Origin of the sequence: Algoriphagus locisalis, assembly GCF_900116615.1 — a bacterium.
GTDB classification, from domain to species: Bacteria; Bacteroidota; Bacteroidia; order Cytophagales; family Cyclobacteriaceae; genus Algoriphagus; species Algoriphagus locisalis.
In genome coordinates, this window is record NZ_FPBF01000001.1 from 293,709 (window position 1) to 319,853 (window position 26,145).

At 37.8% G+C, this 26,145-nt stretch carries 27 protein-coding genes; 26 read left to right on the forward strand and 1 reads right to left on the reverse strand.

What is annotated here, in order from left to right:
- Window positions 1–647: 647 nt before the first annotated feature.
- Window positions 648–1,898, forward strand: coding sequence for a dTDP-4-amino-4,6-dideoxygalactose transaminase (gene rffA / locus BM386_RS01220; RefSeq protein WP_091691245.1), 1,251 nt, complete (start codon window positions 648–650; stop codon window positions 1,896–1,898).
- Window positions 1,899–2,434: 536 nt separating this feature from the next.
- On the opposite strand, the gene BM386_RS01225 is transcribed toward rffA, so the two are convergent.
- The gene (locus BM386_RS01225; RefSeq protein WP_091691246.1) at window positions 2,435–4,975 is read right to left on the reverse strand and encodes a coiled-coil domain-containing protein; all 2,541 of its coding nucleotides are present in this window, start codon (window positions 4,973–4,975) and stop codon (window positions 2,435–2,437) included.
- Between the two features lie 557 nt (window positions 4,976–5,532).
- Between BM386_RS01225 and BM386_RS01230 the strand changes: the two genes are divergently transcribed.
- The 25 genes from BM386_RS01230 to BM386_RS01355 all read left to right on the forward strand — a co-directional run bounded on the left by BM386_RS01230 (window position 5,533) and on the right by BM386_RS01355 (window position 26,144).
- A complete protein-coding gene (locus tag BM386_RS01230) occupies window positions 5,533–6,354 on the forward strand; it encodes a sensor histidine kinase (protein ID WP_091691247.1) in 822 nt (273 codons plus the stop codon).
- A 1-nt stretch (window position 6,355) separates the two neighbouring features.
- Window positions 6,356–7,090 carry a LytR/AlgR family response regulator transcription factor gene (locus tag BM386_RS01235; RefSeq protein WP_091691248.1) on the forward strand — a complete coding sequence of 245 codons (735 nt, stop codon included), beginning with the start codon at window positions 6,356–6,358 and terminating at the stop codon, window positions 7,088–7,090.
- Between the two features lie 108 nt (window positions 7,091–7,198).
- Window positions 7,199–7,465: a hypothetical protein gene (locus BM386_RS01240; protein WP_091691249.1), complete on the forward strand. Its 267-nt coding sequence runs from the start codon at window positions 7,199–7,201 to the stop codon at window positions 7,463–7,465.
- Between the two features lie 11 nt (window positions 7,466–7,476).
- The gene (locus BM386_RS01245; protein WP_091691250.1) at window positions 7,477–8,190 is read left to right on the forward strand and encodes a hypothetical protein; all 714 of its coding nucleotides are present in this window, start codon (window positions 7,477–7,479) and stop codon (window positions 8,188–8,190) included.
- 11 nt (window positions 8,191–8,201) lie between these two features.
- Window positions 8,202–8,900, forward strand: coding sequence for a hypothetical protein (locus BM386_RS01250; protein ID WP_091691251.1), 699 nt, complete (start codon window positions 8,202–8,204; stop codon window positions 8,898–8,900).
- Between the two features lie 544 nt (window positions 8,901–9,444).
- A complete protein-coding gene (locus BM386_RS01255) occupies window positions 9,445–9,672 on the forward strand; it encodes a hypothetical protein (RefSeq protein WP_091691252.1) in 228 nt (75 codons plus the stop codon).
- Window positions 9,662–9,949, forward strand: a complete 288-nt coding sequence (locus BM386_RS01260) for a type II toxin-antitoxin system RelE/ParE family toxin (protein WP_091691253.1) — start codon at window positions 9,662–9,664, stop codon at window positions 9,947–9,949. Before BM386_RS01255 ends, BM386_RS01260 begins: the two co-directional genes overlap by 11 nt.
- A 255-nt stretch (window positions 9,950–10,204) precedes the next feature.
- On the forward strand, window positions 10,205–10,492 hold the full coding sequence (locus BM386_RS01265; protein ID WP_091691254.1) for a hypothetical protein: 288 nt from the start codon (window positions 10,205–10,207) through the stop codon (window positions 10,490–10,492).
- Complete coding sequence (locus BM386_RS01270; RefSeq protein ID WP_244545429.1) at window positions 10,477–10,884, forward strand: type II toxin-antitoxin system VapC family toxin; 408 nt, start codon at window positions 10,477–10,479, stop codon at window positions 10,882–10,884. Before BM386_RS01265 ends, BM386_RS01270 begins: the two co-directional genes overlap by 16 nt.
- Window positions 10,885–11,357: 473 nt before the next feature.
- A complete protein-coding gene (locus tag BM386_RS01275) occupies window positions 11,358–11,729 on the forward strand; it encodes a nucleotidyltransferase family protein (protein WP_211482869.1) in 372 nt (123 codons plus the stop codon).
- Window positions 11,719–12,060 (forward strand): HepT-like ribonuclease domain-containing protein, encoded by a 342-nt coding sequence (locus BM386_RS01280; RefSeq protein ID WP_091691255.1) that lies wholly within the window; start codon window positions 11,719–11,721, stop codon window positions 12,058–12,060. Before BM386_RS01275 ends, BM386_RS01280 begins: the two co-directional genes overlap by 11 nt.
- A 492-nt stretch (window positions 12,061–12,552) precedes the next feature.
- Entirely contained in the window at window positions 12,553–12,771 is a 219-nt protein-coding gene (locus BM386_RS01285) for a hypothetical protein (protein WP_091691256.1), read from the forward strand.
- Entirely contained in the window at window positions 12,768–13,508 is a 741-nt protein-coding gene (locus BM386_RS01290) for an ATPase (protein ID WP_091691257.1), read from the forward strand. Before BM386_RS01285 ends, BM386_RS01290 begins: the two co-directional genes overlap by 4 nt.
- 614 nt (window positions 13,509–14,122) lie before the next feature.
- The gene (locus tag BM386_RS01295) at window positions 14,123–15,553 is read left to right on the forward strand and encodes a hypothetical protein (protein WP_091691258.1); all 1,431 of its coding nucleotides are present in this window, start codon (window positions 14,123–14,125) and stop codon (window positions 15,551–15,553) included.
- 80 nt (window positions 15,554–15,633) lie between these two features.
- Entirely contained in the window at window positions 15,634–15,933 is a 300-nt protein-coding gene (locus BM386_RS23405; protein ID WP_139235815.1) for a hypothetical protein, read from the forward strand.
- A gap of 167 nt (window positions 15,934–16,100) precedes the next feature.
- Window positions 16,101–16,385: a GIY-YIG nuclease family protein gene (locus tag BM386_RS01305; RefSeq protein WP_091691260.1), complete on the forward strand. Its 285-nt coding sequence runs from the start codon at window positions 16,101–16,103 to the stop codon at window positions 16,383–16,385.
- A 464-nt stretch (window positions 16,386–16,849) separates the two neighbouring features.
- Window positions 16,850–16,990: a hypothetical protein gene (locus BM386_RS23550; protein ID WP_170857002.1), complete on the forward strand. Its 141-nt coding sequence runs from the start codon at window positions 16,850–16,852 to the stop codon at window positions 16,988–16,990.
- A gap of 25 nt (window positions 16,991–17,015) precedes the next feature.
- Entirely contained in the window at window positions 17,016–17,984 is a 969-nt protein-coding gene (locus tag BM386_RS01315; protein ID WP_091691262.1) for a hypothetical protein, read from the forward strand.
- 309 nt (window positions 17,985–18,293) lie between these two features.
- Window positions 18,294–19,922 carry an MBOAT family O-acyltransferase gene (locus BM386_RS01325; protein ID WP_244545430.1) on the forward strand — a complete coding sequence of 543 codons (1,629 nt, stop codon included), beginning with the start codon at window positions 18,294–18,296 and terminating at the stop codon, window positions 19,920–19,922.
- A gap of 3 nt (window positions 19,923–19,925) precedes the next feature.
- Window positions 19,926–20,858 (forward strand): hypothetical protein, encoded by a 933-nt coding sequence (locus BM386_RS01330; protein WP_139235816.1) that lies wholly within the window; start codon window positions 19,926–19,928, stop codon window positions 20,856–20,858.
- 66 nt (window positions 20,859–20,924) lie between these two features.
- On the forward strand, window positions 20,925–21,887 hold the full coding sequence (locus BM386_RS01335) for a glycosyltransferase family 10 domain-containing protein (protein WP_091691265.1): 963 nt from the start codon (window positions 20,925–20,927) through the stop codon (window positions 21,885–21,887).
- Window positions 21,888–22,016: 129 nt separating this feature from the next.
- Window positions 22,017–22,286 (forward strand): polysaccharide biosynthesis protein, encoded by a 270-nt coding sequence (locus tag BM386_RS23865; protein ID WP_244545459.1) that lies wholly within the window; start codon window positions 22,017–22,019, stop codon window positions 22,284–22,286.
- Window positions 22,287–22,670: 384 nt separating this feature from the next.
- Window positions 22,671–23,636, forward strand: coding sequence for a hypothetical protein (locus BM386_RS01345; RefSeq protein WP_139235817.1), 966 nt, complete (start codon window positions 22,671–22,673; stop codon window positions 23,634–23,636).
- Window positions 23,633–24,370: a glycosyltransferase family 29 protein gene (locus BM386_RS01350; protein ID WP_091691267.1), complete on the forward strand. Its 738-nt coding sequence runs from the start codon at window positions 23,633–23,635 to the stop codon at window positions 24,368–24,370. The genes BM386_RS01345 and BM386_RS01350 overlap by 4 nt, the downstream gene beginning before the upstream one ends.
- The gene (locus tag BM386_RS01355; RefSeq protein WP_091691268.1) at window positions 24,363–26,144 is read left to right on the forward strand and encodes an ABC transporter ATP-binding protein; all 1,782 of its coding nucleotides are present in this window, start codon (window positions 24,363–24,365) and stop codon (window positions 26,142–26,144) included. The genes BM386_RS01350 and BM386_RS01355 overlap by 8 nt, the downstream gene beginning before the upstream one ends.
- Window position 26,145: the final 1 nt, after the last annotated feature.

Consider the following 26,145-nt stretch of genomic DNA (forward strand, 5'->3'; position numbering starts at 1 on the left):
TATGAAATCGAGCCTTCCTGAGGCAGACAGGCATGACTAAAAAGTCACACTGGTATGATTATGCTCACTGCGAGATTCCATGTGACCTTAAAAATCAAATTATAAACACATGAAATGAGATTTCTCCCGTTGGTCGAAATGACGGTGTCTTCGAGTCATTTCGAAGGAGCAAATTGATATCTAAATTTGACCTCATAGTTTATGCGACTGAGAAATCTAATGTTATGAAATCGAGCCTTCCTGAGGCAGACAGGCATGACTAAAAAGTCACACTGGTATGATTATGCTCACTGCGAGGTTCCATCCTGTATCCTTCGTCACTGGACAGGTTATGACCTTTAAAAATCAAATTTTAAACAGATGAAATCAAGCATGACTAAAAAGTCACACACTGGCATGATTATATTCACTGCGAGATTCCATGTGACCTTAAAAATCAAATTATAAACACATGAAATGAGATTTCTCCCGTTGGTCGAAATGACGGTGTCTTCGAGTCATTTCGAAGGAGCAAATTGATAGCTAAATTTGACCGCATAGTTTATGCGACTGAGAAATCTAATGTGATTCAATTAGATTTCTCCCGTTGGTCGAATCCGATAGCTATCGGAAGACCTCGATACTAAATCCCAAATCCGACACCCGAAATCAAAAATCCGAAATCAAATATTCCCTTCAACAAACCCTACCTTTCCGGTAAGGAACTAACATACATCCAGGACGCGATCAATCGGGGAAAGATCTCAGGAAATGGCTACTATACCCAAAAGTGCCAGTCCTTTTTCGAAGAGCGATGCGGTTTCCAAAAATGCCTCCTCACCTCCTCCTGCACGGATGCATTGGAAATGGCGGCATTACTTTGTGATATCAAGCCCGGTGAAGAGGTCATCATGCCGAGTTTCACATTTGTGTCCACTGCCAATGCGTTTGTGCTGCGGGGAGCAAAGATCGTCTTTGTAGATTCTCGGGCCGATCATCCCAATATGGATGAAACGCTGATCGAGGAATTAATCACTCCGAAAACCAAGGCTATCGTAGTAATGCACTATGCAGGTGTCCCTTGCGAGATGGATGTGATTATGGACATTGCCAATAAGCACAAGCTATTTGTGGTAGAGGACGCAGCGCAGGCAATTGATAGTTATTACAAGGGGAACGCATTAGGAAGTATAGGGCACCTTGGCTGTATGAGTTTCCACGAAACCAAAAACATCCAGTGCGGAGAAGGAGGGATGTTGATGATCAATGATCCCACCTTGATTAAAAGAGCAGAAATCCTCTGGGAAAAAGGAACCGAAAGATCAGCATTTGCTAGGGGAGAAATAGACAAATATGGGTGGATAGATGTAGGAAGTAGCTTTCTTCCCTCCGAACTAAACGCCGCTTATCTCTGGGCACAACTTGAGAACCTTGATAAGATTCAGGCGAGAAGAAAAGCCATTTGGGAAGATTACATTTGTGCTTTTACCAGCGATGTCGCTAAACCTAGTGTTTTGAGTACGGATTACCTTGAGTTAATTAAGAATTTAAAATTTATAATCTCTAATTCCCCACTTCCAACTTCCCACCTCCAACTTCCCACTTCCAACCTCCAATCTCCAACTTCCAACCTCTATCCTCCAACCGATAACCTCCAACAGACCACCTCCAACTCCCACCTCTTCTACCTCCTTTTCCCAAACCTAGTTTCCCAAGCAGCCTACGCATCAGCTTTAAAAGAACAAGGAATCCTGGCAGTTTTCCATTACCAAAGCCTTCATAAATCAGAATATTCCAGAAAGCATTTCCCTGAACAATACCAAAGAGAATTGCCTAATTCAGATCGCTACTCTGACTGCCTATTAAGACTACCTCTGTTCTATGAATTACCGGAGATTTCAGCATGCATAAGGAGTTGATATGATGAAGATTGCACTACGGTCCCGCTATAAATAAGTCCCAAAGGGACGCACCATAGTGTTGTCCAGGGTTTCAACCCTGTGATTTGGAAGATCTTGAATTCAGTTAAAGTTCCTTAGGGAAGATCCATAGCTATACCCTTTGTCTTCAAAATGCGATCGAATTCGATGAGTCAAAGGTTTGCTAAGGATGTTATAGCCACTTCCCTAAGTTTTAGGGAAGAAAATGTTCCTAAACGCACTCAGTATCTGACAGCTATCCCTCGTGGCTGAACTAACACCCAGTAAACATAAAAATAAAATCGTACATCATGATATACAAAATCATACTGTATTTGTGTACCAAGATAAACAATAATGCAAATCCTTTACTAGAATCAAGAACCAAGAAGGCATCAGTATCCTACGGAGCCAAAGTGTCCCTGCCTGCCTAACCGAAGACTGGTCCGACGTGGCGGAACCTGTCGGCCATGGCAAAACCTAACTGCCAACCGCCAACTGCCAACCGATAACCGCCAACAGCTATCTGCCTTCAATTATTTGTTAGGCCTAGTCAAATAAGTAGTATAGCCGATTTGGAGCTGGGCAAAGTTGTTCTTGAAATCCCTGAATTCTGAGTTGAATCTATAGCGAAAAAACAATCGCCCTTGATTCTCTTTATTAATATTAAGGTAGGCAAGAATGGTCACTCTTTGAAGCGTATTGTTTTCGTTTGATTTGGAAAAACTTTCAAAACCTGTGAATCCATTTACCTTAGCTTTCTGCGTGAAAAACAACTCATCAGAAAGTAGCCAGTTGATTCCATAGGAAAACTCAAACCCAAAGCGCTCATCACCATTGATTCGAAGCAGACCTTCTAAAGATGGCTGAATAGTATTTGTAAATCCTCTTGGAAAATCATGTGCCTCCGGTTCTTCCTTGTTCAATGCAAGATCAGTTCTGCCAAATCGGAATCCGGTATTGAACAAAAACGTAGATTTTGTATTGGGTATGTCATATAGAAATAGGTTAAAGTCAGCTCCCACACTAAATACTTCATACTGTTTAAGATCTAAAGTCGATACACCGTATGCTGAAGATCCATCACCTACAGCCCCGGTAGAAAAGCTTGCCACCTCCAGATACTTGTTATTGTTCTCTATCTTGGAGTAGATAAACTGCGGTTTAAAATAGTTGAATACTCCAATATTGGCTTGGTTTAGCACAAAAAGTCTTAGAAGGAAGAACACATAAGGCCTTTGAAACCTCTTGGTGAGCAGTGGGATTTCCTTGTCAATTTCCAATTGGATCAGCCCATTGGGATTGTTATCCTGGATTCCGACAAAATCAGAGAAGATCTTTAGTTGAAGGATTTCCTTAGAATCGGCTTTAAAAAATGTTTTTTTGTTTTCGGTGGGTAGGATCACCTCATAAGAACCATCCTTCGGAGAATAATCCTTCCTGTCCAACTCCAGCTTCTCGGTGATCACATCGACTAAATCCCCCATTTTTAGTTCATAATGAGTTCCGTTTTTAAACCTTGCATAGAGCTTGTAATTGCCCAACTGCTCTATATCTTTTTTGGAGGATATGCCAAAAGGGTAGTCATTGATAAATTTTAAATGATACTCAGGGATGACTATGCTTTTGTCCTTTTCTGCGATACTTCTATGGTCAAATATCGAAGCCGAACCATTGACAGTGATATTTTCTATATAGCCACTATTAATCTCCAGCTGTACTGAGCTTGGCCTAAATTCAAATTTGTTAGTTTTAAAGAGTTGCTTGAGTTGATCAGAAACTTCTTTAGATTTTTCGGTTTCTATATCATTTAATTCTTGAGTAAGGGCTCCAAGTTCGCTTTCCACTCGACTTAGCGTGTCATTGATGAAAATCAATTTATCATTATTGATTAAAATTGAATCTCTAATTAAACTGCTCTGATTTTGGTCTCGTCTGATGGAGTTCAGAGCAGTCTGTACATTTTTTAATTTTGAGAGTTCAGTTTTAATTCTTTGAAGGCTGCTTTCATAGGATATATCAGTTGAATCAAAAAATGGTTGAAGCTCTGTAGATAAATGGATCAATTGATTTGTACTTATTTTAGTATAAATTTCCTCAATCTCATTTATAAAGTTTTGAAGGTTAGAGATTTCAATTGTTTGCATTCCTTCTGATTCACTTTCCTCTTCAGGTAAGGTAAATTCGTACCTGTTTATCGGCTCCTTGACTATTTTCTCATTTTCAGAAATACTTTTATCTAAGGTTTTAATTTTTTGTTGAAACAATTCAATTTCTGATTTATAAAGACTGGAATCACTTTTCAATAAAAGTTTCTCTTGTCTTAGGTCTATAATTTTTGTTTCCAATTCATTTGAAAAGGTCGCCATTGTACTCTCATACTCTTCCAGTTTGACTTTTATCTCGAGTTGGATAGCATCATAATATTCCTTGTTGATGCTTTTATAGAGTGTTATCAACCTCTCATTCTTATTCTTTATACTGGATATACTGTCAAGGTTTGAAAGAAAAGGGGCTTTAAATATTACCTCACATGTATCGCAAAGCTTTAAATTGTATTGGGCAGAAGCATAGGGATTCTCTAAAAATGTCGTATCAACTTTTTGGTTCGGGAAAAGCCATTTCAGCATATAGTAAATGTCTTTGACATTGATGGAAGCAAAGTTGGAATGGTGATAGGCATACACGGGTAGCTCTTCATTAAAAACCATTTCCATCGCTTTTTTGCCCGGCTCATTCTCTATCTGAAAGACATTCTGAGTAGAAAAATAGAAAAAATACTTCTCTATTTCCCCGGGGGCAATTCCTTCGATAAGACTATTTTCCCGAATGGCTGACTCAAGCATCTCTTTGAAATTATCTGAATTATTGTTGACTAAACTAAAGGAGGCAACCTCAGTCGCTGGATCATTCTGATTGAAGATCTTGTAAGTGAACTTTCCCCCTTTCTCAAACGCAGAAAGGTAATAGTCTTTGTTTTTGGATAAATCCACCGAACCCAAGTTTCTGGCTTCTTGGGCCTGTACTTGGCTGGAAATTAAAACTATGGAAAAAAGAAGGTAGAGATATGTTTTCATGTGTTCGTAATTTATTTTTTAATGTTCATAACCTGTCCCGTGACGAAGGATACGGGATGGAATTTCGCAGCGATTATAATCATGTCATTGTGTGACTTTTTAGTCATGCCTGTCTGCCTCAGGCAGGCTAGATTTCATGACAAAACTTTTTGGTTTATAAAAATCTTTCAGAAAATTTAGGTACAACCAAACCCACATTAAACCCTCAATGTGAAGACGGTAGGCCAGAATTAGCAAATGGTACCTTATTGCTATTTTTCGGTGCACTGATAGGATGATTACCTAAATTGTGTTTTTGATCTGATTATCAGATTCTTGCCAGTAGATCAAAAGGGCCACGACTTCGCTCGGCCACAGGATTTGAGGTTATTAAAGGGAGGAGGGAAAAACAAAACTAACGGGCAATGGGCGAAGTCGAGGTGATGCTTAATGAAGTATTGCTTATCGGTGGCATTCCGTATATCCATGTATCTTAATATTCTCCTGCAGATTCTTAAGGGTTTAAGGTGAAATTCTTATATTGAGATACTTTTGAATTCTAAGTCTATGTGTAGAATATGGGTATTTTTATAATCGCCTTTCTTCTGGTCCAGGTCATTCCTGAACAAGTATCTTTGACTGAAGATCATTTTGATAAGGCAATAATTTTGGGGCTGCTCCCCATCCTAGTTGCGTTTTCCTTTATTGTTTTTGTTATATACAGGTCCAAAAGAGAAGCAGAGTTTAAGGAGAAGGAAACCGTCCTTAGATTAAAAAGTGCTGAAGGAGAACTGAAGGCCTTGAAGGCCCAAATCAATCCCCATTTTATTTTCAACTGTCTTAACTCCATCCATCATTATATACAGTCCAATGACTCCAAATCCGCTGGTATATATTTGATTAAATTCTCCCAATTGGTGCGCTATGTACTAGAGAGTACTTCCAAAAACTGGGTTTCTCTAGAAGAGGAATTGGAAACAAATAGGAATTACCTTGAGCTGGAGCAGATGAGAAACAATGGTGCCTTCTCCTTCGATTTTGTATGCGCCGGATCGATTTCTCCTTCAGAGATTTTTATACCTCCCATGCTTATCCAGCCCTTCTTGGAAAATGCAGTCTGGCATGGAGTAAGTAAAAATGGGCATATACTCCTGTCTCTGGCAATCCTGAATGATACCTATCTGGAATGTAAAGTAGAAAACAAAGGGCAGGCCATTGATGAAAAAATGCCCTATGACCTATCAAATCTGATCAAGAAAAGCTCTATGGGCTTACAATTGATGAGAGATAGGTTTGAGTCCCTCAATGCTTTAAGAGGTTTCCAATCCGGATTTGAGTTTGGAGAGGCCGTAAGTGGGAGCAAAGTCGTAACCCTCAAATTCCCATACCTCTGTGAATAATATGCCGATTAAAGTAATCATAGTGGAAGATGATATCCACGCATTGGAAAATCTGCAAAAGCTGATCTCTGTAGAAACTGATATACAACTCCTAGCTACTGCAACTACCCTGGCGCAGGCCGATGAACTGTGTCTTGCTTTGAAGCCAGACTTGGTGTTTTGCGACGTCATGGTTCCGCCATCCACCTCTTTTGATTGGCTTATGAATATGGATTCTATTCCTTTTGACCTCATATTTACCACTTCTTTTGAAGAGTTTGCAGTTAAGGCTTTTAGAATAGCAGCTATCGATTACTTAGTGAAACCCATAGTTTCTGAGGAGCTTAATGCGGCTTTGGAAAAATATAGAAAAAAGAGTTTGGCAGATGGACTTAGGATAGGACAGCTACTAAAGAATCTGTCTGCGCCCAAAGTGAAATCCAAACTGGCACTGCCCACTTTTACGGGATATACATTTGTGGACATTGCAGATATAATTCGCTGTGAATCCGATAATACCTATACCACATTCTATTTTAGTAATAGAGAACAGATTATTGTCTCCAAAACGCTCAAAGAGGTAGAAGGAATGCTGGAGGACTATGGGTTTTGCAGGGTTCACAATTCACATTTAGTCAATCTAGCCCTGATCAAAGAATATTTCAAAGGAGAAGGGGGACAGGTCAAATTGGCAGATGGCTCAGTAGTCGATGTGTCCCGAAGAAGAAAAGAAGACTTCCTCAGCAAACTGAGGTAGTCAGATTCTATACACCGGATAGCCGATTTCTAAGAAAGGGAAACCAAAATCTAATCGGAACTGGCAGTTAATAGTTGATTTTAGAACCTTAGCCTAAAATTACAAACTATGGAAAAGCTGGTGGTTTCTGCATTTTTGGAAGAGGGGAGAATCAAATTATTGTTGGATGGGGAGGAGATTTTTAACCCAGGTGAGTTGCATACTTCCATGGAGTTAAAATCAGGGGAGAATTACTGTTTGCATTGGTTTGTCCAGGCCAGATTCAAATCAGTTTTTTCCATTACCGTGTCATCACCTAGTGCCGCAGAATTCAAGCTGACCCAGCGGATAGGAGTGACGGGCAAGGAAATAGGAGGATATTATTTTAAACTATAAAACCTATAATTATGAGCAAAAAGAGAAAAGATACTGACCCTCTTGGGTATGAGGATGCCTTGGAGCATTTATCAAAGTTGTTTTGGTGGTCTCTCAGGGATGGTTGGAACTTGGGATGTATTGGGGGAATAATCCATGCTGAGCGCTTGAAAGAATGGGTCAAGAATTCAGAGTTTAAAGGAATAAGAATGTGGTTTTGTAAAAAACCTGAAGAAAAACCTGTTTTTTTGGTAATGGATCCTGTATTTGAAGACTTTTATACTTCCCATGATATTCCCACTAATGTCCAGGTTGGACAGGATTTCTCCATTGCCAAAAGTTTAATTATGGGTGAGGATCTAGAGGAAATTAATTTATTTAATTGGTTTAGAGGTGAGGATGGGAACTTGGATGCTGAATCAAATCTTGTTTCTCCACCGCAGGAGACTTTTACTAACACAGATGTGGAAAGTTGGAAGCAGGAATTTTTAAGAGTCTTTAAAGATTTTCCTCTAAACAAACAAGGTTGGACTTATTTTATAGATGAAACAGATAAGGGAAAACTTATTACCCAGTTAGCCAATAGAAATGGTTTTACTTACCTGGGCTATTGCTTTGGCTATGATCATTCATGTGAGGACAATTGCCTTCGGGTAATGCTTATCCCAGTAAATGCTATGGGTAGGAATATCGTATCAGAGGCTGAGGAAAGTATGCTACAATACTCCTGGCCTCCAAAAACTTAATCTTATCAATTATGGAGCTGAACACTTTTCCCATAAAGGAGATTTCTACCTGCGCCATTTTAGTGCCATTGGGTTTTGCAGCGTACACACTTAAAACAGGGGATCTAAAGATCCGCCTGTTTTTTCTATTTCTGCTGGTAGGAGCCTGTGTGGATGGAATGGGCTGGTTCATTTATTCCAATGAACTGGAAAACTTATATACCTTCCATGGTGTTTTTCAATACTGCTACCTTTTTTTTGAAGCCCTGTTTTTTGTCTGGCTATGTACAGGTTTTTTAAATCACCCCAAAGTTGAACGCATCAGGATTAGCTTTTTTACTTTGCTCACAATAGCGTTCCTTATCAAAGGAGTTCTGTTTTTTGCCCATCTGGATGATCCCTATCGCCCTTCCCCCTTAAACTCCCTAATGGATGGGATGTTTCTGGCCTCCATTTCTTTTTTATCTGCTTTTGCTCTCCTGCAAATGGCAGAACGCATCTCCCAACTCCTGACATACCCCTGGTTCTGGATTATTTCAGGTATATTTTTCTATTGCTTTGGTTCCTTCTTTATTGATATCATGCTGGCAGTAGGGATTATGGAGGAAATTTGGGGGATGAAGAATGTGGTCAACATAATCCAATATGGATTTTTCACTACTGGACTTTATTTATACGAAGGGAATTCTTTCTATCAAGGTGCTAACTCACGAATCCAAAAAGAAAGCTAAGGTTTCTACTCCTTCCGCCGTGGCGGACAGGCTGTATCTCATCCTACAAATGACCCATACAAGGACTCCACTCGACCCTTCTGCCCTAAGTCTCTTGCCTAGGTCCACATCCTACTACAGTGTTCAGACTGCCAATTCTCCACTAGCTCCCACATCCGAAATCCCACACCCGAAATCCCAAATCCGAAATCCGAAATCATAAATCCACATCCGAAATCGAACATCCCTTGTTTTTCAAAAACAACCGAGTAAATTTATTACTCAGTCAGACCTTAGCTCTAATTCCCTATCGGATCTACTAATCTATTTCATTTAGTAATAGTCTTAGTGGTAACGATGTTCCCCCTTCAGGGGGCTAGGGGGTGTGAGTGAAAGGGCGAAGCTGTGTTTTTTTAGTAGCGAGTAGTAAGAACCAAGAACCAAGAAACAAGCAGCCAACTGCTCCCGATCCCGATAGCTATCGGGACTATCGCCCCGGGGCCACCCGCCAATAACTTGTGTTTTTCCTTTTCGTGTAATACATTGAAATAGAAATCAATACCCTATGCAGACCATAACCTTAAAAGTATCAGAATCGGCGTACGATCAGTTGATGAGATTACTTAAAACTATAAATCCAAAGGAGCTTGAGATAATTAATGAAAATTTCAACACACTTCAAGCTGAAGTAGTCGCAGACTACCACCATGCCAAGAAAAATGATACCACCTCCCTTTCTATCGAAGAACTTGAAAAGGAATTGAGTACCATGCTTGAGAAATATGACACTTAGAATTGCTCATGTCTTTAAGATAAAACTCCAAACCCAATTACTATTTATAGCGTCAGATAAACTTTCAGCTGCAAGAAAGTTTCAGAAAGATCTATTGAAACAGATTAAGATGATTCCAAAACACCCGCTGAAATGCAGGAAATCAATATTTTTTGAATCTGAAAATTTTAGAGATTTGGTTTTTAGAGGGTATATCATTGTTTATGAAATTATTCCAGAATCAAAGGAGATCCTCGTTTTTGGACTTGTGAATTATGAAAGAGGGCTTTCGTCTTAGTACTAGTAGCAAGTAGTAAGTAGTAAGTAGCAAGAAACAAGAATCAAGAACCAAGAACCAAGCAGACAACCAAAGTCAGGTAAGGTCAAACAGCCAACCGCTAACCGCTAACCGCCAACAGCGAACCGCCACCCGCCAACCGCTTGTGTTTTTCGTTTCAGTCTAATACCTTGATAAAAATATACGAACCGATTCTATTCATAGGAGGTTTATAATCAGCATAGTGTTTGCACATAGGATCGTAGATAACTAGTTATGGAAGCCAAAAAAAAGCATATAGATACAGTTAACGAACCAAGTGGTCAGGTATATCAAACTGCTTCAAAATCTAACATTTCAAAGATTTTGGACTTGGCTAAAAAGCTTTCAAATAGCGAAATACTTCAATTGACAAAAAAGCTGGATGTGATGGTGAAAAAGCAATCAGAACTTTCAAGTACAAACTTTTCAAGCTTCCTCCTTTCTGGTCCTGTTATGGATGATACGCAGTTTGAAAGCTTCCTAAAGGAAAGAAAGGATTTTAATCAATGGAGAAAGAAATAATCCTTTTGGATACAGGAATCTTGATAGATTATTTCCGGAAAAAGGATAAAGAGAATTCAATTCTTTATCAGCTTTCTTTGGAAAAGTATGAATTCAAAGTAGCTACAATAACTCAATACGAAGTTTTATTGGGGGCAAATGACTCTCAAGTTAACTTTTGGAAGGAATTATTTGGGAGAGTAAAGATTCTTTCATTTGATGAACAAGCTGCAATCACGGCTTCTAATATTTATAAACAACTTAAAGTCGAAAATAAGCTCATTGATATAGCTGACATCCTGATTGCCGCGATTGCAATGACTAACCAAATCGCTTTGGCTACACTTAATAGCAAACATTTTAATAGAATCAGTAAACTTGAACTTCTGAGATTGCCACAAGCAAATGCTTGAAGCAGACAGATTTCAAATTCACCTCAGCTTCTGATGCTTCACTTCGCCAACTACCCCTTCACCTTTAGGTTTCTTTTGGAAATCAGCAATAATCAAAGGTGGCTAGGGGGATTTAAAATTTGAAAGTAGGAAGTAATAAGTAGCAAGTATCAAGACGACATGCTAAGGAAATAGAGTGCCAAGGGCACACCCAGTATCAGCCCTGAATACAGCAACGCGAAATTCAGGGGTTAGATTAAAGAGAACTCTACCAGAGTGCCAAAGGCACGATCAGTAAAATCTTTTAACCCACAAAAGGCACAAAGAGCACAAATTCCCAGACTGCAAACTAACAACCAACAACTCCTAGTCTTTACCACTAAGTTTATTCTCCGCTCCGCGATAGCTATCGGGAAGGGGTCGGGGGTCATACCCCGCATCGGACACCGGACAACAAACAACCAACTGACAAACAATATTTGTAAATTTCAAACATGGAAGAGAAAGCCCTTTTAGATCAAGTATCGGATTCTCAGAGATCTTTGTATGTCACATCAACAGGACTAAAGATGCTTCTCGAAAAAAAGGAGGCACTAATCCAGCTATGTGAAAAATTTGAATTAGAAAGACTTTATGTTTTTGGATCTGTTTTGGGACATACGTTTAGTGAGGAAAGTGATTATGACTTTTTGATTAAGTTCAAGGATATTCCTTTTGAACGATATACAGATAACTATTTCGCTTTGCATGAAGCATTGGAAAGCCTACTGAATAGACAGATAGACCTACTGACTGAAAATTCTTTAAGCAATAAGTTTTTTAAGGATCAAATCACCAATTCAAGACTTTTGCTTTATGCAGCTTGAAGAGAAGAAATTCTTATTGGATATTTCCATTTCAATAGAATCTATAGAGACTTATCTTGGTGAAAAAAGAGACTTTAAAGAATATCAGAATAAAAAAATACTTCGTAGAGCCGTGGAGCGGGAATTGGAGATTATTGGTGAAGCAACAAACAGATTGCTCAAAATCAATCCAGGCTTCCCTATAGCAGAGGCTCGAAGAATAGTAAACCTTCGAAACTGGGTGATTCATTCTTACGATTCAGTTGACTCCATTATAATCTGGGGAATTCTGCACAAAGATTTGCCATTGTTAAAAAAGCAGGTGAATGAATTATTGGAGAGGGACAAATGAACAGTGACTTCGCCAACTCCCCCTTTACCTTTAGGATTCTTTTGGAAATCAGCAATAGTCAAAGGGGGCAAGGGGGATTTACAATGAAAAAGTAGCAAGTAATAAGTAGCAAGTATCAGGTATCAAGTAGCAAGACGGTATGCTAAGGAATTAAAGTGCCAACGGCACACCCAGTATCAGCCCTGAATACAGCAACGCGAAATTCAGGTATTAGAATAAAGAGAACTCTACCAGAGTGCCAAAGGCACGATCAGTAAAACCCTTTAACCACAAAGTACACAAAGAGCACAAAGTCCCAGACTGCCAACTAACAATCAACAATTCCTGGTTTTTACCACTAAGCCCATTCTCCCCTTTAGGGGTCGGGGGTACAACCCGCCAACAGCCATCAGCCAACCGCCAACCGAAAACTGCTATAAATTTTACTACCGCAAACTAAATAAATTACATGTCGTTTGCTTTATTGAAGCTAAATTCAAACTATCCCAAATTATGAGCAATAAAGAAATTTCAGCTAGGGAACTTATTAATGCCCAAAATAGAGCAACTCAAAAGGCTAAAAAACTAATTAGAGTTCTTGGGCTGGAAGATATAGTGGTAAGGAATAATAAAGTGATCCAAATTAGTCCAAATGGAGAAGAAGCGACAATAAAGGAATCTCAATATAAAAGTAAGAAAGTCAGTAAAGGTACATTTACACTTAAAAAGTGAGTTCAACTACAAAATTTAGACTTTTTGCTGGGCCAAACGGAAGTGGTAAATCTACACTGATTAGTGAGATCAAGCAGTCATTTAATTTTGGAGTCTTCATTAATGCGGATTTGATAGAGTATGAGTTGGACAAAAAGAAGTATATAGAACTGACGTCAATTTTTGGCAATAATTCGTTGAAAGAAAGTGATTGGAAAGATTTTTTTGATAATTATAAAGATGAGGATAGTAGGGCAATTCAATTGAATCCGGGCATAGTGGCAATCCAAGAGGGGGTTCTGATTTGCAGAACGAAAATTGATAGCTATGTAGCTTCTATAATTGCTTCATTTTTCCGATATGAATTAGTTAAAAAAGGGACATCTTTTTCTTTTGAAACAGTTATGTCCCACTCAACTAAGGTTGATTTTTTGAAAAAGTTAAAACTTGCAGGATACAAGACTTATCTATATTTCATTTGTACCGACGATCCAAAGATCAATGTGCAACGTGTTGTTAATAGAAAGGCTATGGGTGGGCATGATGTACCTCATCACTTGATTGAAAGCCGCTATTTTCGATCATTGGAACAACTCCACTCAGCATTTATGATAGCAGATCGAGCTTTTGTGATAGACAGCTCCAACCGAAACCGAAACTTGATTTTGGAGAAAAGTGGCCAACGAGTTACAGTGCATTCAGAGACAATTCCTGGCTGGGTAGATGAATATTTGCTTTCCAAATTAGAGTTAGAATAAAACAAAACAGCGATTTATTTAAAGATTCAGGCGACTAAAACCCCTCGTTGTCTTGCTTCTCCTGAAGCTGGACTGGATTAGAAGATAGTTAGAAGGAGCAAGTAGCAAGTATCAAGTAGCAAGACCGTATGCCAAGGAACTAAAGTGCCAAAGGCACGATCAGTAAAACCCTTTAACCACAAAGTACACAAAGAGCACAAAGTCCCAGACTGCCAACTAACAATCAACAATTCCTGGTTTTTACCACTAAGCCCATTCTCCCCTTTAGGGGTCGGGGGTCACACCCCGCATCGGACATCCGGCACCGGACAATGTCTTTTGGAAAATCAGCAATAATCAAAGGGGGCTAGGGGGATTTACAATGAAATAGTAGCAAGTATCAGGTATCAAGTATCAAGTATCAAGAGCCAAGAATCAAGAGCCAAGAATCAAGAGCCAAGAAACAAGCAGACAACCGTCAACAGCCAACTGCCAACTGCCAACCGCCAGTAGTAGTAGCAAGTATCAAGAAGCAAAACAACAAACACCCCGCATCGGACATCCGGCAACTCCCGATAGCTATCGGGACTATCGGGACCAACCTCCAACTTCCAACCTCCAACTTCCTATCTAATTTGCGCAACCTCTTCCTCATAGCCCTTCTCACCCTGATAGTTTTCTTCCAGATCAATGGAGAGAAAATCCCTGTCAATGAAGGCACGCTAGGAAATGGGGTATTCTATAGAGATGTGGGTAGATTCTTCCTGGATGATATAGAGAATGCAGGCTACAACCTGGTCCAACTCACCAGAATCCTTCCCTTCGCCCTGCTCAACCTATCCTTTTCTACCTTCCATATAGTCAAGGACAACCAGGGTTTACAAAACGGCATGATCATCTGGCAGGTAATCTACTTAGCCATAGCAGTCTATTGGTACTTTCGGATCAGCAAAAAACTCAGGCTCAAAGTAGCCCAGACCACCCTTGGTTTTATCCTCCTGTTTTTCAACTATGCCTGGCTCAAATCCGTCTGGTACCAGCCTTTTACCCCAGACCTGATGGCCTTCGCCCTGGGCATGGGACAGGTGAATTACTTCCTACGCTATGAGAAGTTCAAACTGGGCATGGTATCCATACTGGGGATATTTGTATCTCCACTATTGCTGATTTCTGGGCTGCTCATGCTGTTTCTGCCGGGAGAGAAGCTTCCCGTCTATGAAGGACAACGGCCCAAATCAGGTTTCCCCGTGCTGCTCTCTCTCATCTCCATGATAGCAGTGGGCATAGCCGGCTGGTTTATCTGGAACTGGTCCTCCGATCCACTCCTGGATCAGCTCATGCATGGCTTAGCCATACTTACCTTTCCGCTTATTATCATATTTCTGGCAGTGAAAAACAGCATAGACTGGGAGGCAGCCTTAGATCAATTAAAGAAAAGAACCAAAGCCGACCGCCTGAGCAAGGGCCTGATGGGATTTGTAGGAATTCTACTGATACTGGTAATGCTTTCGGGAAGCAACAGCGAACTGGGGATTTTCTCCTTTATCAGGGAAACAGGCAATGGAGCTTTCCGCTTCCCCGCAGATTTCCTGATTTCCACCGCCCTGCACTGGGGATTGTTGATGCTCTTTGTACTGGTCTATCTGCTCCGGTTTATACAGGAAATGGGCAAGATGGGCTGGTCGGTGTGCATCATTACCCTGCTTACCCTTGTCCTGCTGCCATTTCTCAGCCCCGGCACCTTGGCCGCTTGGATACCTATCTCAGGAGTCATTCTGATCAAAGCCCTCAGAAGGTACAGATGGACCAAAAAAGACCTGATTCTAGATGGAGGTATAGCGTTGCTCATCTCCCTGGCCTGGCTTAGCCTCAACACAGATACGTTGATCAGCTACCTAAGTACCAGAGACCCAGAACTGCTTTCCAACTTCGGCGTACAGAGATGGGCCATGCACCAGCCTGACCTGATTTCATTTACAGGGTTACTGCTTGCAGGGCTGCTGCTAAGCCTACTTACAGCGGGCTTTGTGCTCAGGAGAAAGAAGTATCAACGGGTAATGAATTGATGTTGACTTTACACGGTCATTTCGACCCTTCCCTCAGTCATTTCGACGACCAAAGGGAGGAGAAATCTCAAACCCAAGCAATGAGGAACCAACAGAGATTTCTCTGTTCCCGAAAAATCGGGACTGGCAGTTCCTCCTTCGAAATGACCCGACGTTTCAGTCATTTCGACCAGCGGGAGAAATCTCAACCTAGTAGTGCAGAAGTAACAGAGATTTCTCAGTCGGTCTGCGTGATGTGTAAAACAAACAAGTTGATAACCTCCTTCGAAATGACCCGGAGACTTAGTCATTTCGACCAGCGGGAGAAATCTCCAACCAAAGCAATAAAGAACCAACAAAGACTTCTCTCTCCACAAGCTCCGTTCGCCTGCCTGCCGTAGGCATGGAAATGACCCGACGTTTCAGTCATTTCGACCAAAGGGAGAAATCTCAACCTAATAGTGCAGATCCACCAGAGATTTCTCTCTCCGCAAGCTCCGTTCGAAATGACCGGAATTACAGTCACCTCGACGACCAACGGGAGGAGAGGTCTCTTATTAAATAGTCCATGTTCGTCTATATCCTCACCAATAAGACCAAGTCAACACTTTACATAGGTGTGACAAATGATCTTCAACGAAGACTGTATGAACATATAAATGGCCTTGGCAACCCTAATTCATTCACCTCAAAATACAAATGCCACTATCTGGTGTATTTTGAAGAATACGCTACACCCAAAGAGGCCATTGCTAGGGAGAAAGAACTTAAAAAATGGAGGCGAGAAAAGAAGAACAAATTAATTGAGATTGAGAATCCAAATTGGGAGTTTTTGAATAGTGAAATTGAGTGAAAGATATTCCGTTATTTCGACTTCTCCCACGTCATTTCGACTTCTCTCACGTCATTTCGACCAACGGGAGAAATCTCTTACTCTAGTATCGTGGAACCAACAGAGATCTCTCAGTTCCCGAAAAATCGGGACTGGCAGTTCCTCCTTCGAAATGACCCGAAAACACCGTCATTTCGACCAACGGGAGAAATCTCAACCCTAGTATTGCAGAAGTAACAGAGATTTCTCAGTCGGTCTGCGTGATGTGTAAAACAAACAAGTTGATATCCTCCTTCGAAATGACCCGACGCTCAGTCATTTCGACGACCAAAGGGAGGAGAAATCTCAACCCAAGCAATGAGGAACCAACAGAGATTTCTCAGTCGGTCTGCGTGATGTGTAAAACAAACAAGTTGATAACCTCCTTCGAAATGACCCGAAAACACCGTCATTTCGACCAGAGGGAGAAATCTCCAACCCAAATAATGAAAAAACCAACAGAGATTTCTCAGTTCCCGAAAAATCGGGACTGGCAGTTCCTCCTTCGAAATGACCCGACGCTCAGTCATTTCGACGACCAAAAGGATAGCTTGTCCGCCGCGGAGGAAGAAATCTCAACCCAATAATGCAACAACTTATCACTAAGCTTTAATGAAAAAATTCATAACCAAAATCCTTGGTTTTGGATTTTTAATATTGCTACTATTCCTGACAACTTTAGCAGCCACTGAAATAGAAACAATAGCAGATTTATTACCTAATAAAATTTCCTTGAAGAAAGGAACTACCAGCCATCAATGGACCAGACAAGGAGAAGCAGACAGCACTCAGAATATAGACGTTCTTATAGTAGGCTCCTCCTTGGCTCAAAGTATAGACATTAGAAGATTTCAGAAATTCAAGTTAAGAGCTTTCAACCTTGCTTCAGGATCTCAGTCCCCTATACAGACCCGCTATCTTTTTGATAGATACCTTGATTCATTTAATCCGAAACTGGTGATATGGGATGTTCATCCTTACGTATTTGCAAATAGGGGGGTCGAATCTACAGTTGATTTGATCATCAACTGTCATGATTGTGGAGGTATGATATCCATGCTTTTCCAGACAAAAAGTGACCTTGCCTGGAATACCTATATCAAACGAATGATGCTAAAGCCATTCGAGGATCAGGAGTTTACCTTTCCAAGAGAATCAGAAATCAGCAAATACTATTTCGGGGGCTTTATGGAAGTCTATGTAGATGCACCTGAATCCCCTGCGACAATAGACAGTTTTGGTTATGAGGGCTTGCAGGTGCAAAAAGAAATATTTGAGTCTGAGCTCAAAGAATTGAAAAAGAGATCAATTCCTGTACTGCTTGTTTACTCACCCAAATCAGATGGATTTATCCAGAATTTTCAGAACCAACAAGAATGGTTTGATTACTATGAATCCATTGTCAATCAAGGTTTGGCCGAGGATTTTCTCAATTTCAATGAGATATTCGCCGGGCAACAGATTAGTGCTGCTAATTTCTATGACATAGCACATTTGACTCACGAGGGAGCAGAAGGATATAATAAGGTTCTGATCCCTTCTCTTTCAGCCAGATTGGAAGAACTAAAGCAATCGGATTGAACCAAAGCTCACGAAGCATAAAACAGTAGTATCATTTGACACTAAAGAATGAGCCCTTCATTTCGAGCTACCGGATTCGACCCTTCACTCAGTCATTTCAACCTTTGTCTTAGTCATTTCGACCAACGGGAGAAATCTCAAACCCAAGTAATGTAGAACCAACAGAGATTTCTCAGTTCCCGAAAAATCGGGACTGGCAGTTCCTCCTTCGAAATGACCCGACATTATAGTCATTTCGACGACCAACGGGAGGAGAAATCTCAAACCGCCAACCGCCAACCGCCAACCTATAACCGCTAACCGCCAAAATTGCTCTTCAACTCCTACGAATATCTAATTTTCCTGCCAGTAGTTTTTCTACTCTACTGGTATGTTTTTAGTAAAAATCTAAAAGCCAGAAACCTATTCCTTCTTGCTGCCAGCTATCTATTTTATGGCTGGTGGGACTGGAGATTTCTTGGACTGATAGCATTGAGTAGTGCAGTGGATTATTGGTGTGGGCTTCAGTTGGGACCAGTTACATCGTCCGATAACCGAGTCATTTCAACTGATAGCGTAGTCATTTCGACCAACGGGAGAAATCCCAAAGATAGTAGCATTAAAGAAAAAGAGATTTCTCCTTCCGCAGGCTCCAGTCGAAATGACCTAAACGCCAAGTCATTTCGATCCGCCGCGGTGGAAGAAATCTCAAAGTCTAAAATCTTCAGTCTATTCAATGGACGAAAACTCTACCTAACCATCTCCCTCCTCTTCAACCTCGGCCTCCTCGCTTTCTTCAAGTACTTCAACTTCTTTATAGAATCCACAACAGATTTGATCAGCTTCTTAGGCTTCCAACCCAATATCCACACCCTTAATATCATTCTGCCAGTCGGAATCAGCTTTTATACCTTCCAAACGCTAAGCTATACCATCGATGCCTATAGAGGTAAACTTGAGCCTACCAAAGACCCGATTGCATTTTTTGCTTATGTGAGTTTCTTCCCCCAGTTAGTCGCCGGGCCTATCGAAAGGGCAAGTAATTTATTGCCTCAGTTCTTTCAGAAAAAAAGCTTTGACTATACCATGGCAATGGATGGGATGAGACAGATCCTTTGGGGTTTGTTTATGAAAGTAGTAATTGCAGACAACTGTGCGGTATTTGTCAATCAGGCTTTCAATAATCCGGAAAGTCAACTCGCTTCCAATCTGTTAATAGGTGCCGTGTTCTTTAGCTTTCAGATTTATGGGGACTTCGCCGGTTACTCCAATATCGCCATCGGAACAGGGAAACTCTTCGGCTTTCATCTCATGCAAAACTTTGCTTTTCCTTATTTCTCTAGGGATATAGCTGAGTTCTGGCGACGTTGGCACATTTCTCTTTCTACCTGGTTTCGGGATTATCTCTATATCCCTCTGGGAGGTTCAAAGGGAAGCAAATTCCAAAGCCTTAGAAATATCTTGATCATCTTTCTGGTTTCGGGATTCTGGCATGGAGCCAACTGGACATTTATAGCTTGGGGAGGGATCAACGCGGTACTCTTTATTCCGCTCTTTTGGTTTGGGAAAAATAGGGTTCATTTAGGGATCGTTGCTCAAAACCGTGCTTTCCCAACATTCTATGAGCTAGGCCAAGTACTACTGACTTTCTCTGTGACTACTCTGGCTTGGATTTTCTTCAGATCTCCAGATTTAAGTACTGCGGGAACGTATCTCAGTCAGTTATTTTCTGCCAGTATTCTCACAAAGCCTCAAATGGATATTAGAGTTTATCTTTTTATATGTTGGGTGCTGATTTTTATCATTCTGGAATGGATGGGGAGGAGAGAGGAATATGCCATTCAAAAGATGGCTTTCAGTAAGCCTGCTTTGATTAGGTATGGCTTGTACTATGGCTTGGTGATGGCAGTATTTCTATTTGCTCGAAAGGAACAGGAGTTTATCTATTTTCAGTTTTAGGATTTGAAAAGATTCATCTTGAAAATGTCAATATTTTCGATCTTGCCTTTAGCAAGTCTCTATTTGATCTTCTTACTTGAAAATGGGACTGCAGATCCTTTTTATCAGCGATTTGTAACTCCTAAACAAAAAGCATTGATTTTGGGAAATTCGAAGGCTGCTCAAGGAATAATACCTTCAATTATAATTGAGCAATTAGCTGATGTCTATCAAGCAAATCTTTATAATTATTCATTTACAGTTTATAATTCCCCCTTTGGCCCCGCTTATTTGGAAAGTGTAAAAAACAAACTTGCTGAATACGATGGTAAAAGATACTTTATTATCACAGTGGATCCATGGAGCATTTCAAGTGATATAAATGATCCCAATAACCTAGATAAATTTGAGGAAAATGATAGGTTTATTTCCGATATAAACGATGTGTCATCCAATCCAAATGTCCCTTATCTTTTGAAGTGGTTTTCTAAATCCTACTATGAAATTATTCTCATGAGGTCAAAAAATAATCTCTCGAAGTTAAATGAGGATGGATGGTTTATGACCGGGGAAAATGTTTCCAAAAATGTAATGGACCATCAAAGAAAATTAATGGTAGATTATTATACCGATTATTTGAATAAATACTCTTTATCAGAACTGAGATTAAAATATTTAAAAGAGACAATCGGATTCCTTAAAGAGCGAGGTGATGTTTATTTAGTTAGGATGCCTTTGCATACAGATATATTAAAAATTGAAGAGCAAGTAGTTATAGATTTTGATCAAAAAATTCATGAATTAAGTAATCTTTTTGATGTGCCATTTTTCGACTATTCTAAATCTGTAAATGTATTTGAATTTAAAGATGGACTTCATTTGGATAAAAAATCAGCTGAAAATTTTTCAAATCAATTAGTTGAAAGAATATCGAGATTTGAAGAATTAAAAAATTGAATATTTAAATAATAGTAGGGTAATTAAGAAAACGAATAGTTGTATAGTTTAAAAAAAATATTCTAAATGAAATCATTGTCAAACTCTATGGAGGAGGTTGAGAATTTGTCTAAAATAAAAATTAAGTTTGTTGATTTTTGGCCTAATTTTTTTCCTGAAGAGGACTGGTTGTTTCAGTTTATAAATAGAAACTTCGATGTTGTTTTATGCGAAGAAGAACCTAATTTTTTATTCTTTTCTTCATTTGGGCGTAAGCATTTAGAATATGATTGCTACAAAGTCTTTTATTGTGCAGAGAATGTCAGACCAAATTATTTGGAATGTGATTTTTCCATTTGCTTTGATTTTAACAAGTTTACAAATCATTATAGGTTGCCTTTTTATGGGACTTTATTAAAATGGGAGCCAGAGCTATTAATTAATCGAGATAAAGTTGAATTAGATGAGATACGGGATAAGAAATTTTGTTGCTTTTTAACCTCTAATGAAGATTCAGCAGAGAGGATATTATTCTTTAAAAAATTATCGGAATATAAACATATTGATTCAGGTGGACTTGTGTTAAACAATTTGGGTTTTAGAGTTGAGGATAAAATGAATTTCATAAAACAATATAAATTTATAATAGCATTTGAAAATTCTAGTTATCCGGGGTATGTCACTGAGAAGATTTGGCAGCCTTTTTTTGTAGATATGATTCCGATATATTGGGGTAGTTCTAGCATAAATTTAGATTTTAATACAAATAGATTTATAAATTGTCATGATTATTCGAATTTTGATGATGTTATTAGTAAAATTATTGAATTAGATCAAGATGATGAGAAGTATTTGGCTATGGTAAATGAACCTGTTTTCTATCAAAATTCAATTAATAAATTTATTGATAGAGGTAATATTTTATTATTTCTTAATGATTTATTTTCTTCAAATAAAACCCCTGTTTCTAAGACTTGGCGAAAGAGTTTTTCTCTTTTAAAAAGAAGGTATAATAATTTACTTATTAAAGTAAGTAAATTATTAAATTAATATAATTTATATTTTAAAAGGATTTTTTTAAGTCCTTGTTTATTTATGAATCAATTATATGAGTGATAAAAAAAATCCTTACTAATTACAGGAGGTACTGGTTCATTAGGGAAAGCTCTAACAAAATATATTTTAGAAAAACATCCGGAAATCCAGCAATTGGTAGTTTTTTATAGAGACGAGCAAAAGCAGTATCAAATGGCACAAGAATTTCCTCACGAAAAATTCCCTCAATTGCGGTTTTTTATAGGTGATTTTCGTGATAGAGACAGGTTAAAACGTGCTCTGATGGGAATCGATTTTGTGATTCATGCCACTGCAATTAAGAATGTACATATAGCTGAATACAAACCAGATGAGTGTATAAAACAAACATTGGCGGCGCACAGAATGTGGTAGATCTTTGTCTTGAAACTGAAGATTATTTGGATTCTGCTACTTTTTTATCTCGAACAAATAGCATGATCAAATTTTATACTGATTATAGTGAACAGAATTCTTTTTCTGAATTAAGATTTAACTATCTAAAAGAGGTAATTCTTTTGATAAAAAAAGAGGTGATGTATTTTTAATTAGAAAGCTCCTATCTGATGAGATATTAGAAATAGAGAATTACGTTTTTAAAGGATTTAATGAATTAGCAATAGAAACAGGAGTTCTACACCAAGACTTTAATGAAATTAAAAAAAGCTAATTTTTTGAAGATAGACTACATTTTGATTCAAAATTCTCAATATAGTTTTCAAATAATTTAGCTATATGAATTAGTAAATTTTAAATAGTGTGAGTGTAGTAAAAGTGATTATGAATTTTAATAAAAAATTAAATGTTAGTAAAATGATTAAATTTTTATTTAAAATATTGTTATTTTCAGGTGTTCCAGTTGCCTCCTTAATAGCAGTGTTCTTAATTGAGAATGGTTATTCAGATTTCTATTATCAAAGATTTACTACCGGTAAACAGTCTTCCTTAATTATTGGTGATTCAAAGGCAGCACAAGGTATTGTTCCTTCTATTCTCAATGAAAATATTAATTCAAGTAAAAATGTAGATTTTTACAACTATTCATTTACCGCGAACAATTCTCCCTTTGGTAAATATTATTCAGAAAGTGTATTGAATAAAGTTTATAATACTTCGGGTAATTATTTTATAGTTTGCGTAGATATTTGGGCATTTTTGGTTTCTAAAGATAAACCAAGTGATTTTATAGAAAAGGATGGCTTTATTAGTATGGTGACCAATCCTAATCAAAATCCTAATTTTCTATATATGCTTTTTCATTTTAATAGATCATTCTATGATATTATTTTGAGAAATCTTGATCATTCTTATTTTAAACTACATGATGATGGGTGGCTTGAGTTGAAACTTCCAATGGATAAAGTTAGCATTCGTGATAGACACCTAGAAAAACTAAATTCCATAAAAATTCAATCAGAATCTTTGATTTTTTCGGAATCTAGGTTTAATGAGTTTTCAATGTTAGTAAATAATTTAAATGAATTAGGGAAAGTATTTCTTGTTAAATTACCTGTTAGTGACTCAGTTATGCAATATGAGGATAAAATTTATCCTGATTTAGAACGAAGAATTCAAGAATTTTCTTTAAATTCCAATATACAATATTTTGAATTTGATTCTATTTCTTCCAATTATGTTTATACAGATGGCCTTCATTTAAGTAAGGATTCATCAATTGAGTTCACTTCATTGTTATCAATTATTTTGAAACCCTATGTTGAATGAAATTTATTAAAGCTCTTATTGGTCTTATATATTTTATTTTCTTTTCCAAAAGGATTGATTTAGACAAATTGTTTAAAGGTAAAAATATTGCGATCATTGGTTCAGCTGATACAGTTTTTGAGTGTGAAAATGGTTCATATATTGATTCATTTGATATAGTTATAAGGATTAATCGGTCTTATTGTTTTTTGTCAGAAGATAATCAAAAGTTTCTAGGTAGTAAAACAAGTATTCTTTTTTGGAATTTCTTTGAAAGAGATAATACAAACTTTGGTTATTTTAATTTACAGAAATTTAATAAAGCAAATATTGATTTTCTTATATTAGGTCGATCTAATCTCTTAGGGATTAGACAAATATTTAATTTTTATAAGAAATATACTTATAGTATTAATACATATTATTCAAGTTTTTCTTCTTATAAGAAATTATGTGAGAAGTTTGACATAAAACCTACTATAGGTTTTGTGTCATTGTATAATGTCCTTAATTCTGATTTCAAAAGTTGTTTTATATCTGGTTTCTCGTTTTATGAAACCAAATATTTAAATGATTATGAGAAAGCTATGAATGACAAAACTTCTATCGATTTGTTTAATTTCGTGAAAGTAGAAAGAGGGCATCGCCCTGATATTGAATTTAAAGTGTTTAAGGAAATGATTATAAGACATTCTAATAGGAGCAATATTTTTTTGGATAATTTTCTTAAAAATTCAATTTCACAAAATGGTTAATAAATATTTTAAATACTTTTCTTTTTTCTATAAAAATATTGGTAATAGGATGTTTGTTTCTATTATTCTTAATTTTTTTGTTGGCATTCTTGATGGGTTCGGCTTGGTGATGTTCTTGCCATTACTTCAATATGCTGAAGATACTGATATGGCTTCCAGCACTGAGATGGGAGATTTAAATTTCTTGTTAGAAGGCTTTGAGCTTGTTGGCTTTGAGATCAACATTTATTCAGTATTGGGAGTTCTATTAGTGTTTTTTCTGCTAAAAGGACTTGTTAAATACATAGAGACCTATTATCGTTCCATAGTTCAGAATGAGTTTATAACTGATATCAGGTTGAAAGCAGTTAGTCATTTGTCGAATTTTAATTACAAAACATTTTCAAGAACTGATCAAGGTTGGATTATAAATACCTTATCTGGGGAGATAGTAAAAGTTGCAGCTGCTTCAAATTCATACTTTCTTATGCTTCAAAGTGTGATTATGATTATCGTGTATTCTTTTTTGGCATTTTTGGCAAATCCTCAATTTTCGGGTTTAGTTATAGTAGGAGGGATTCTTTCAAACTTTGTTTTTAATTATTTTAATAAAAAGACATTGATTGCTTCGAGAAATATCACCCGTGAGGGAAATGCTTTTCAGGGCTATCTTACTCAAAAGGTCAGCTTCTTTAAATACTTGAAGGCTACTGGAACGATGGGTATATTTTCAGAAAAGATCAGAGAAAGGCTTCTAAATATCAATAGTAATAATATTAAAATTGGGCATTACTTTGCTGTTCTTAATTCGCTTAGAGAGCCATTAGTGATGCTCGTTGTAGTTATGGTCATCCTTTTTTCTGTTGGCTTTCTTGATTTGAGTATGGGGTTAATTGTTCTAAGCTTATTGTTTTTCTATCGAGCACTTACTTTTTTAATGAGTTTTCAGACGTTTTATAATTCGTTCCTAACTTCAGGTGGGGCATTGGAAAACCTTCATTTGTACTTTGATACATTAGAAATGGGTAAGGATGTTTCTGATGGTGGTTTAGTGTTTAGTGAATTTCAATCTGGAATTACGGTTAATTCAGTTTCATTTTCTTATGGCGAAAAAAATGTTCTTAAAGATATAAATATCACCATCCCAAAAAATACATCTATTGCCTTCGTTGGAGAAAGTGGCAGTGGGAAAACTACACTTACAAATTTAATTTGTGGACTGATGCCCTATGAAATGGGGACTATTAAAATTGACGGGATTGAACTATCAAATTTTGATATAGTCTCTTATCAGAAGAGGATTGGTTACATCACTCAGGAGCCAGTGATTTTTTCAGATACTTTTTTTAACAATGTGACAATGTGGGCTGAAAAGAACTCAGAGAATCTATCGAAATTTTGGACAGCTGTACAAAAATCTAACATAGCTTCCTACATTAAAGAAAGTGATTTGAGGGAAGATACAGACCTGGGAGATAATGGTGTGATGTTGTCTGGAGGGCAAAAGCAACGGGTATCTATAGCAAGGGAGTTATTCAAATCTGTAGATATACTCATTATGGATGAAGCCACTTCTGCTTTGGATTCCGAAACTGAAAAAGTGATTCAGGAAAATATTGAAAGTCTAAAAGGTGAATACACTTTGATTGTGATAGCACATCGTTTATCAACAATTAAAAATCTTGACCAAGTTGCTTTATTTTCTGGGGGGAGATTACTAGGAGTTAATAATTTTGAATCTTTAATGGAAGAATCACCAAAATTTAGTGGAATGGTTCAATTACAAAGTTTTTAAG

Excerpts from the sequence above, each read along its gene's own strand:
- BM386_RS01225 (WP_091691246.1), bottom strand. The coding sequence starts at position 4,975 with ATGAAAACATATCTCTACCTTCTTTTTTCCATAGTTTTAATTTCCAGC.
- BM386_RS01230 (WP_091691247.1), top strand. The coding sequence starts at position 5,533 with ATGGGTATTTTTATAATCGCCTTTCTTCTGGTCCAGGTCATTCCTGAA.
- BM386_RS01235 (WP_091691248.1), top strand. The coding sequence starts at position 6,356 with ATGCCGATTAAAGTAATCATAGTGGAAGATGATATCCACGCATTGGAA.
- BM386_RS01240 (WP_091691249.1), top strand. The coding sequence starts at position 7,199 with ATGGAAAAGCTGGTGGTTTCTGCATTTTTGGAAGAGGGGAGAATCAAA.
- BM386_RS01245 (WP_091691250.1), top strand. The coding sequence starts at position 7,477 with ATGAGCAAAAAGAGAAAAGATACTGACCCTCTTGGGTATGAGGATGCC.
- BM386_RS01250 (WP_091691251.1), top strand. The coding sequence starts at position 8,202 with ATGGAGCTGAACACTTTTCCCATAAAGGAGATTTCTACCTGCGCCATT.
- BM386_RS01255 (WP_091691252.1), top strand. The coding sequence starts at position 9,445 with ATGCAGACCATAACCTTAAAAGTATCAGAATCGGCGTACGATCAGTTG.
- BM386_RS01260 (WP_091691253.1), top strand. The coding sequence starts at position 9,662 with ATGACACTTAGAATTGCTCATGTCTTTAAGATAAAACTCCAAACCCAA.
- BM386_RS01265 (WP_091691254.1), top strand. The coding sequence starts at position 10,205 with ATGGAAGCCAAAAAAAAGCATATAGATACAGTTAACGAACCAAGTGGT.
- BM386_RS01270 (WP_244545429.1), top strand. The coding sequence starts at position 10,477 with ATGGAGAAAGAAATAATCCTTTTGGATACAGGAATCTTGATAGATTAT.
- BM386_RS01275 (WP_211482869.1), top strand. The coding sequence starts at position 11,358 with ATGGAAGAGAAAGCCCTTTTAGATCAAGTATCGGATTCTCAGAGATCT.
- BM386_RS01280 (WP_091691255.1), top strand. The coding sequence starts at position 11,719 with ATGCAGCTTGAAGAGAAGAAATTCTTATTGGATATTTCCATTTCAATA.
- BM386_RS01285 (WP_091691256.1), top strand. The coding sequence starts at position 12,553 with ATGAGCAATAAAGAAATTTCAGCTAGGGAACTTATTAATGCCCAAAAT.
- BM386_RS23405 (WP_139235815.1), top strand. The coding sequence starts at position 15,634 with ATGAGGAACCAACAGAGATTTCTCTGTTCCCGAAAAATCGGGACTGGC.
- BM386_RS01305 (WP_091691260.1), top strand. The coding sequence starts at position 16,101 with ATGTTCGTCTATATCCTCACCAATAAGACCAAGTCAACACTTTACATA.
- BM386_RS23550 (WP_170857002.1), top strand. The coding sequence starts at position 16,850 with ATGAAAAAACCAACAGAGATTTCTCAGTTCCCGAAAAATCGGGACTGG.
- BM386_RS01315 (WP_091691262.1), top strand. The coding sequence starts at position 17,016 with ATGAAAAAATTCATAACCAAAATCCTTGGTTTTGGATTTTTAATATTG.
- BM386_RS01335 (WP_091691265.1), top strand. The coding sequence starts at position 20,925 with ATGAAATCATTGTCAAACTCTATGGAGGAGGTTGAGAATTTGTCTAAA.
- BM386_RS01350 (WP_091691267.1), top strand. The coding sequence starts at position 23,633 with ATGAAATTTATTAAAGCTCTTATTGGTCTTATATATTTTATTTTCTTT.
- BM386_RS01355 (WP_091691268.1), top strand. The coding sequence starts at position 24,363 with ATGGTTAATAAATATTTTAAATACTTTTCTTTTTTCTATAAAAATATT.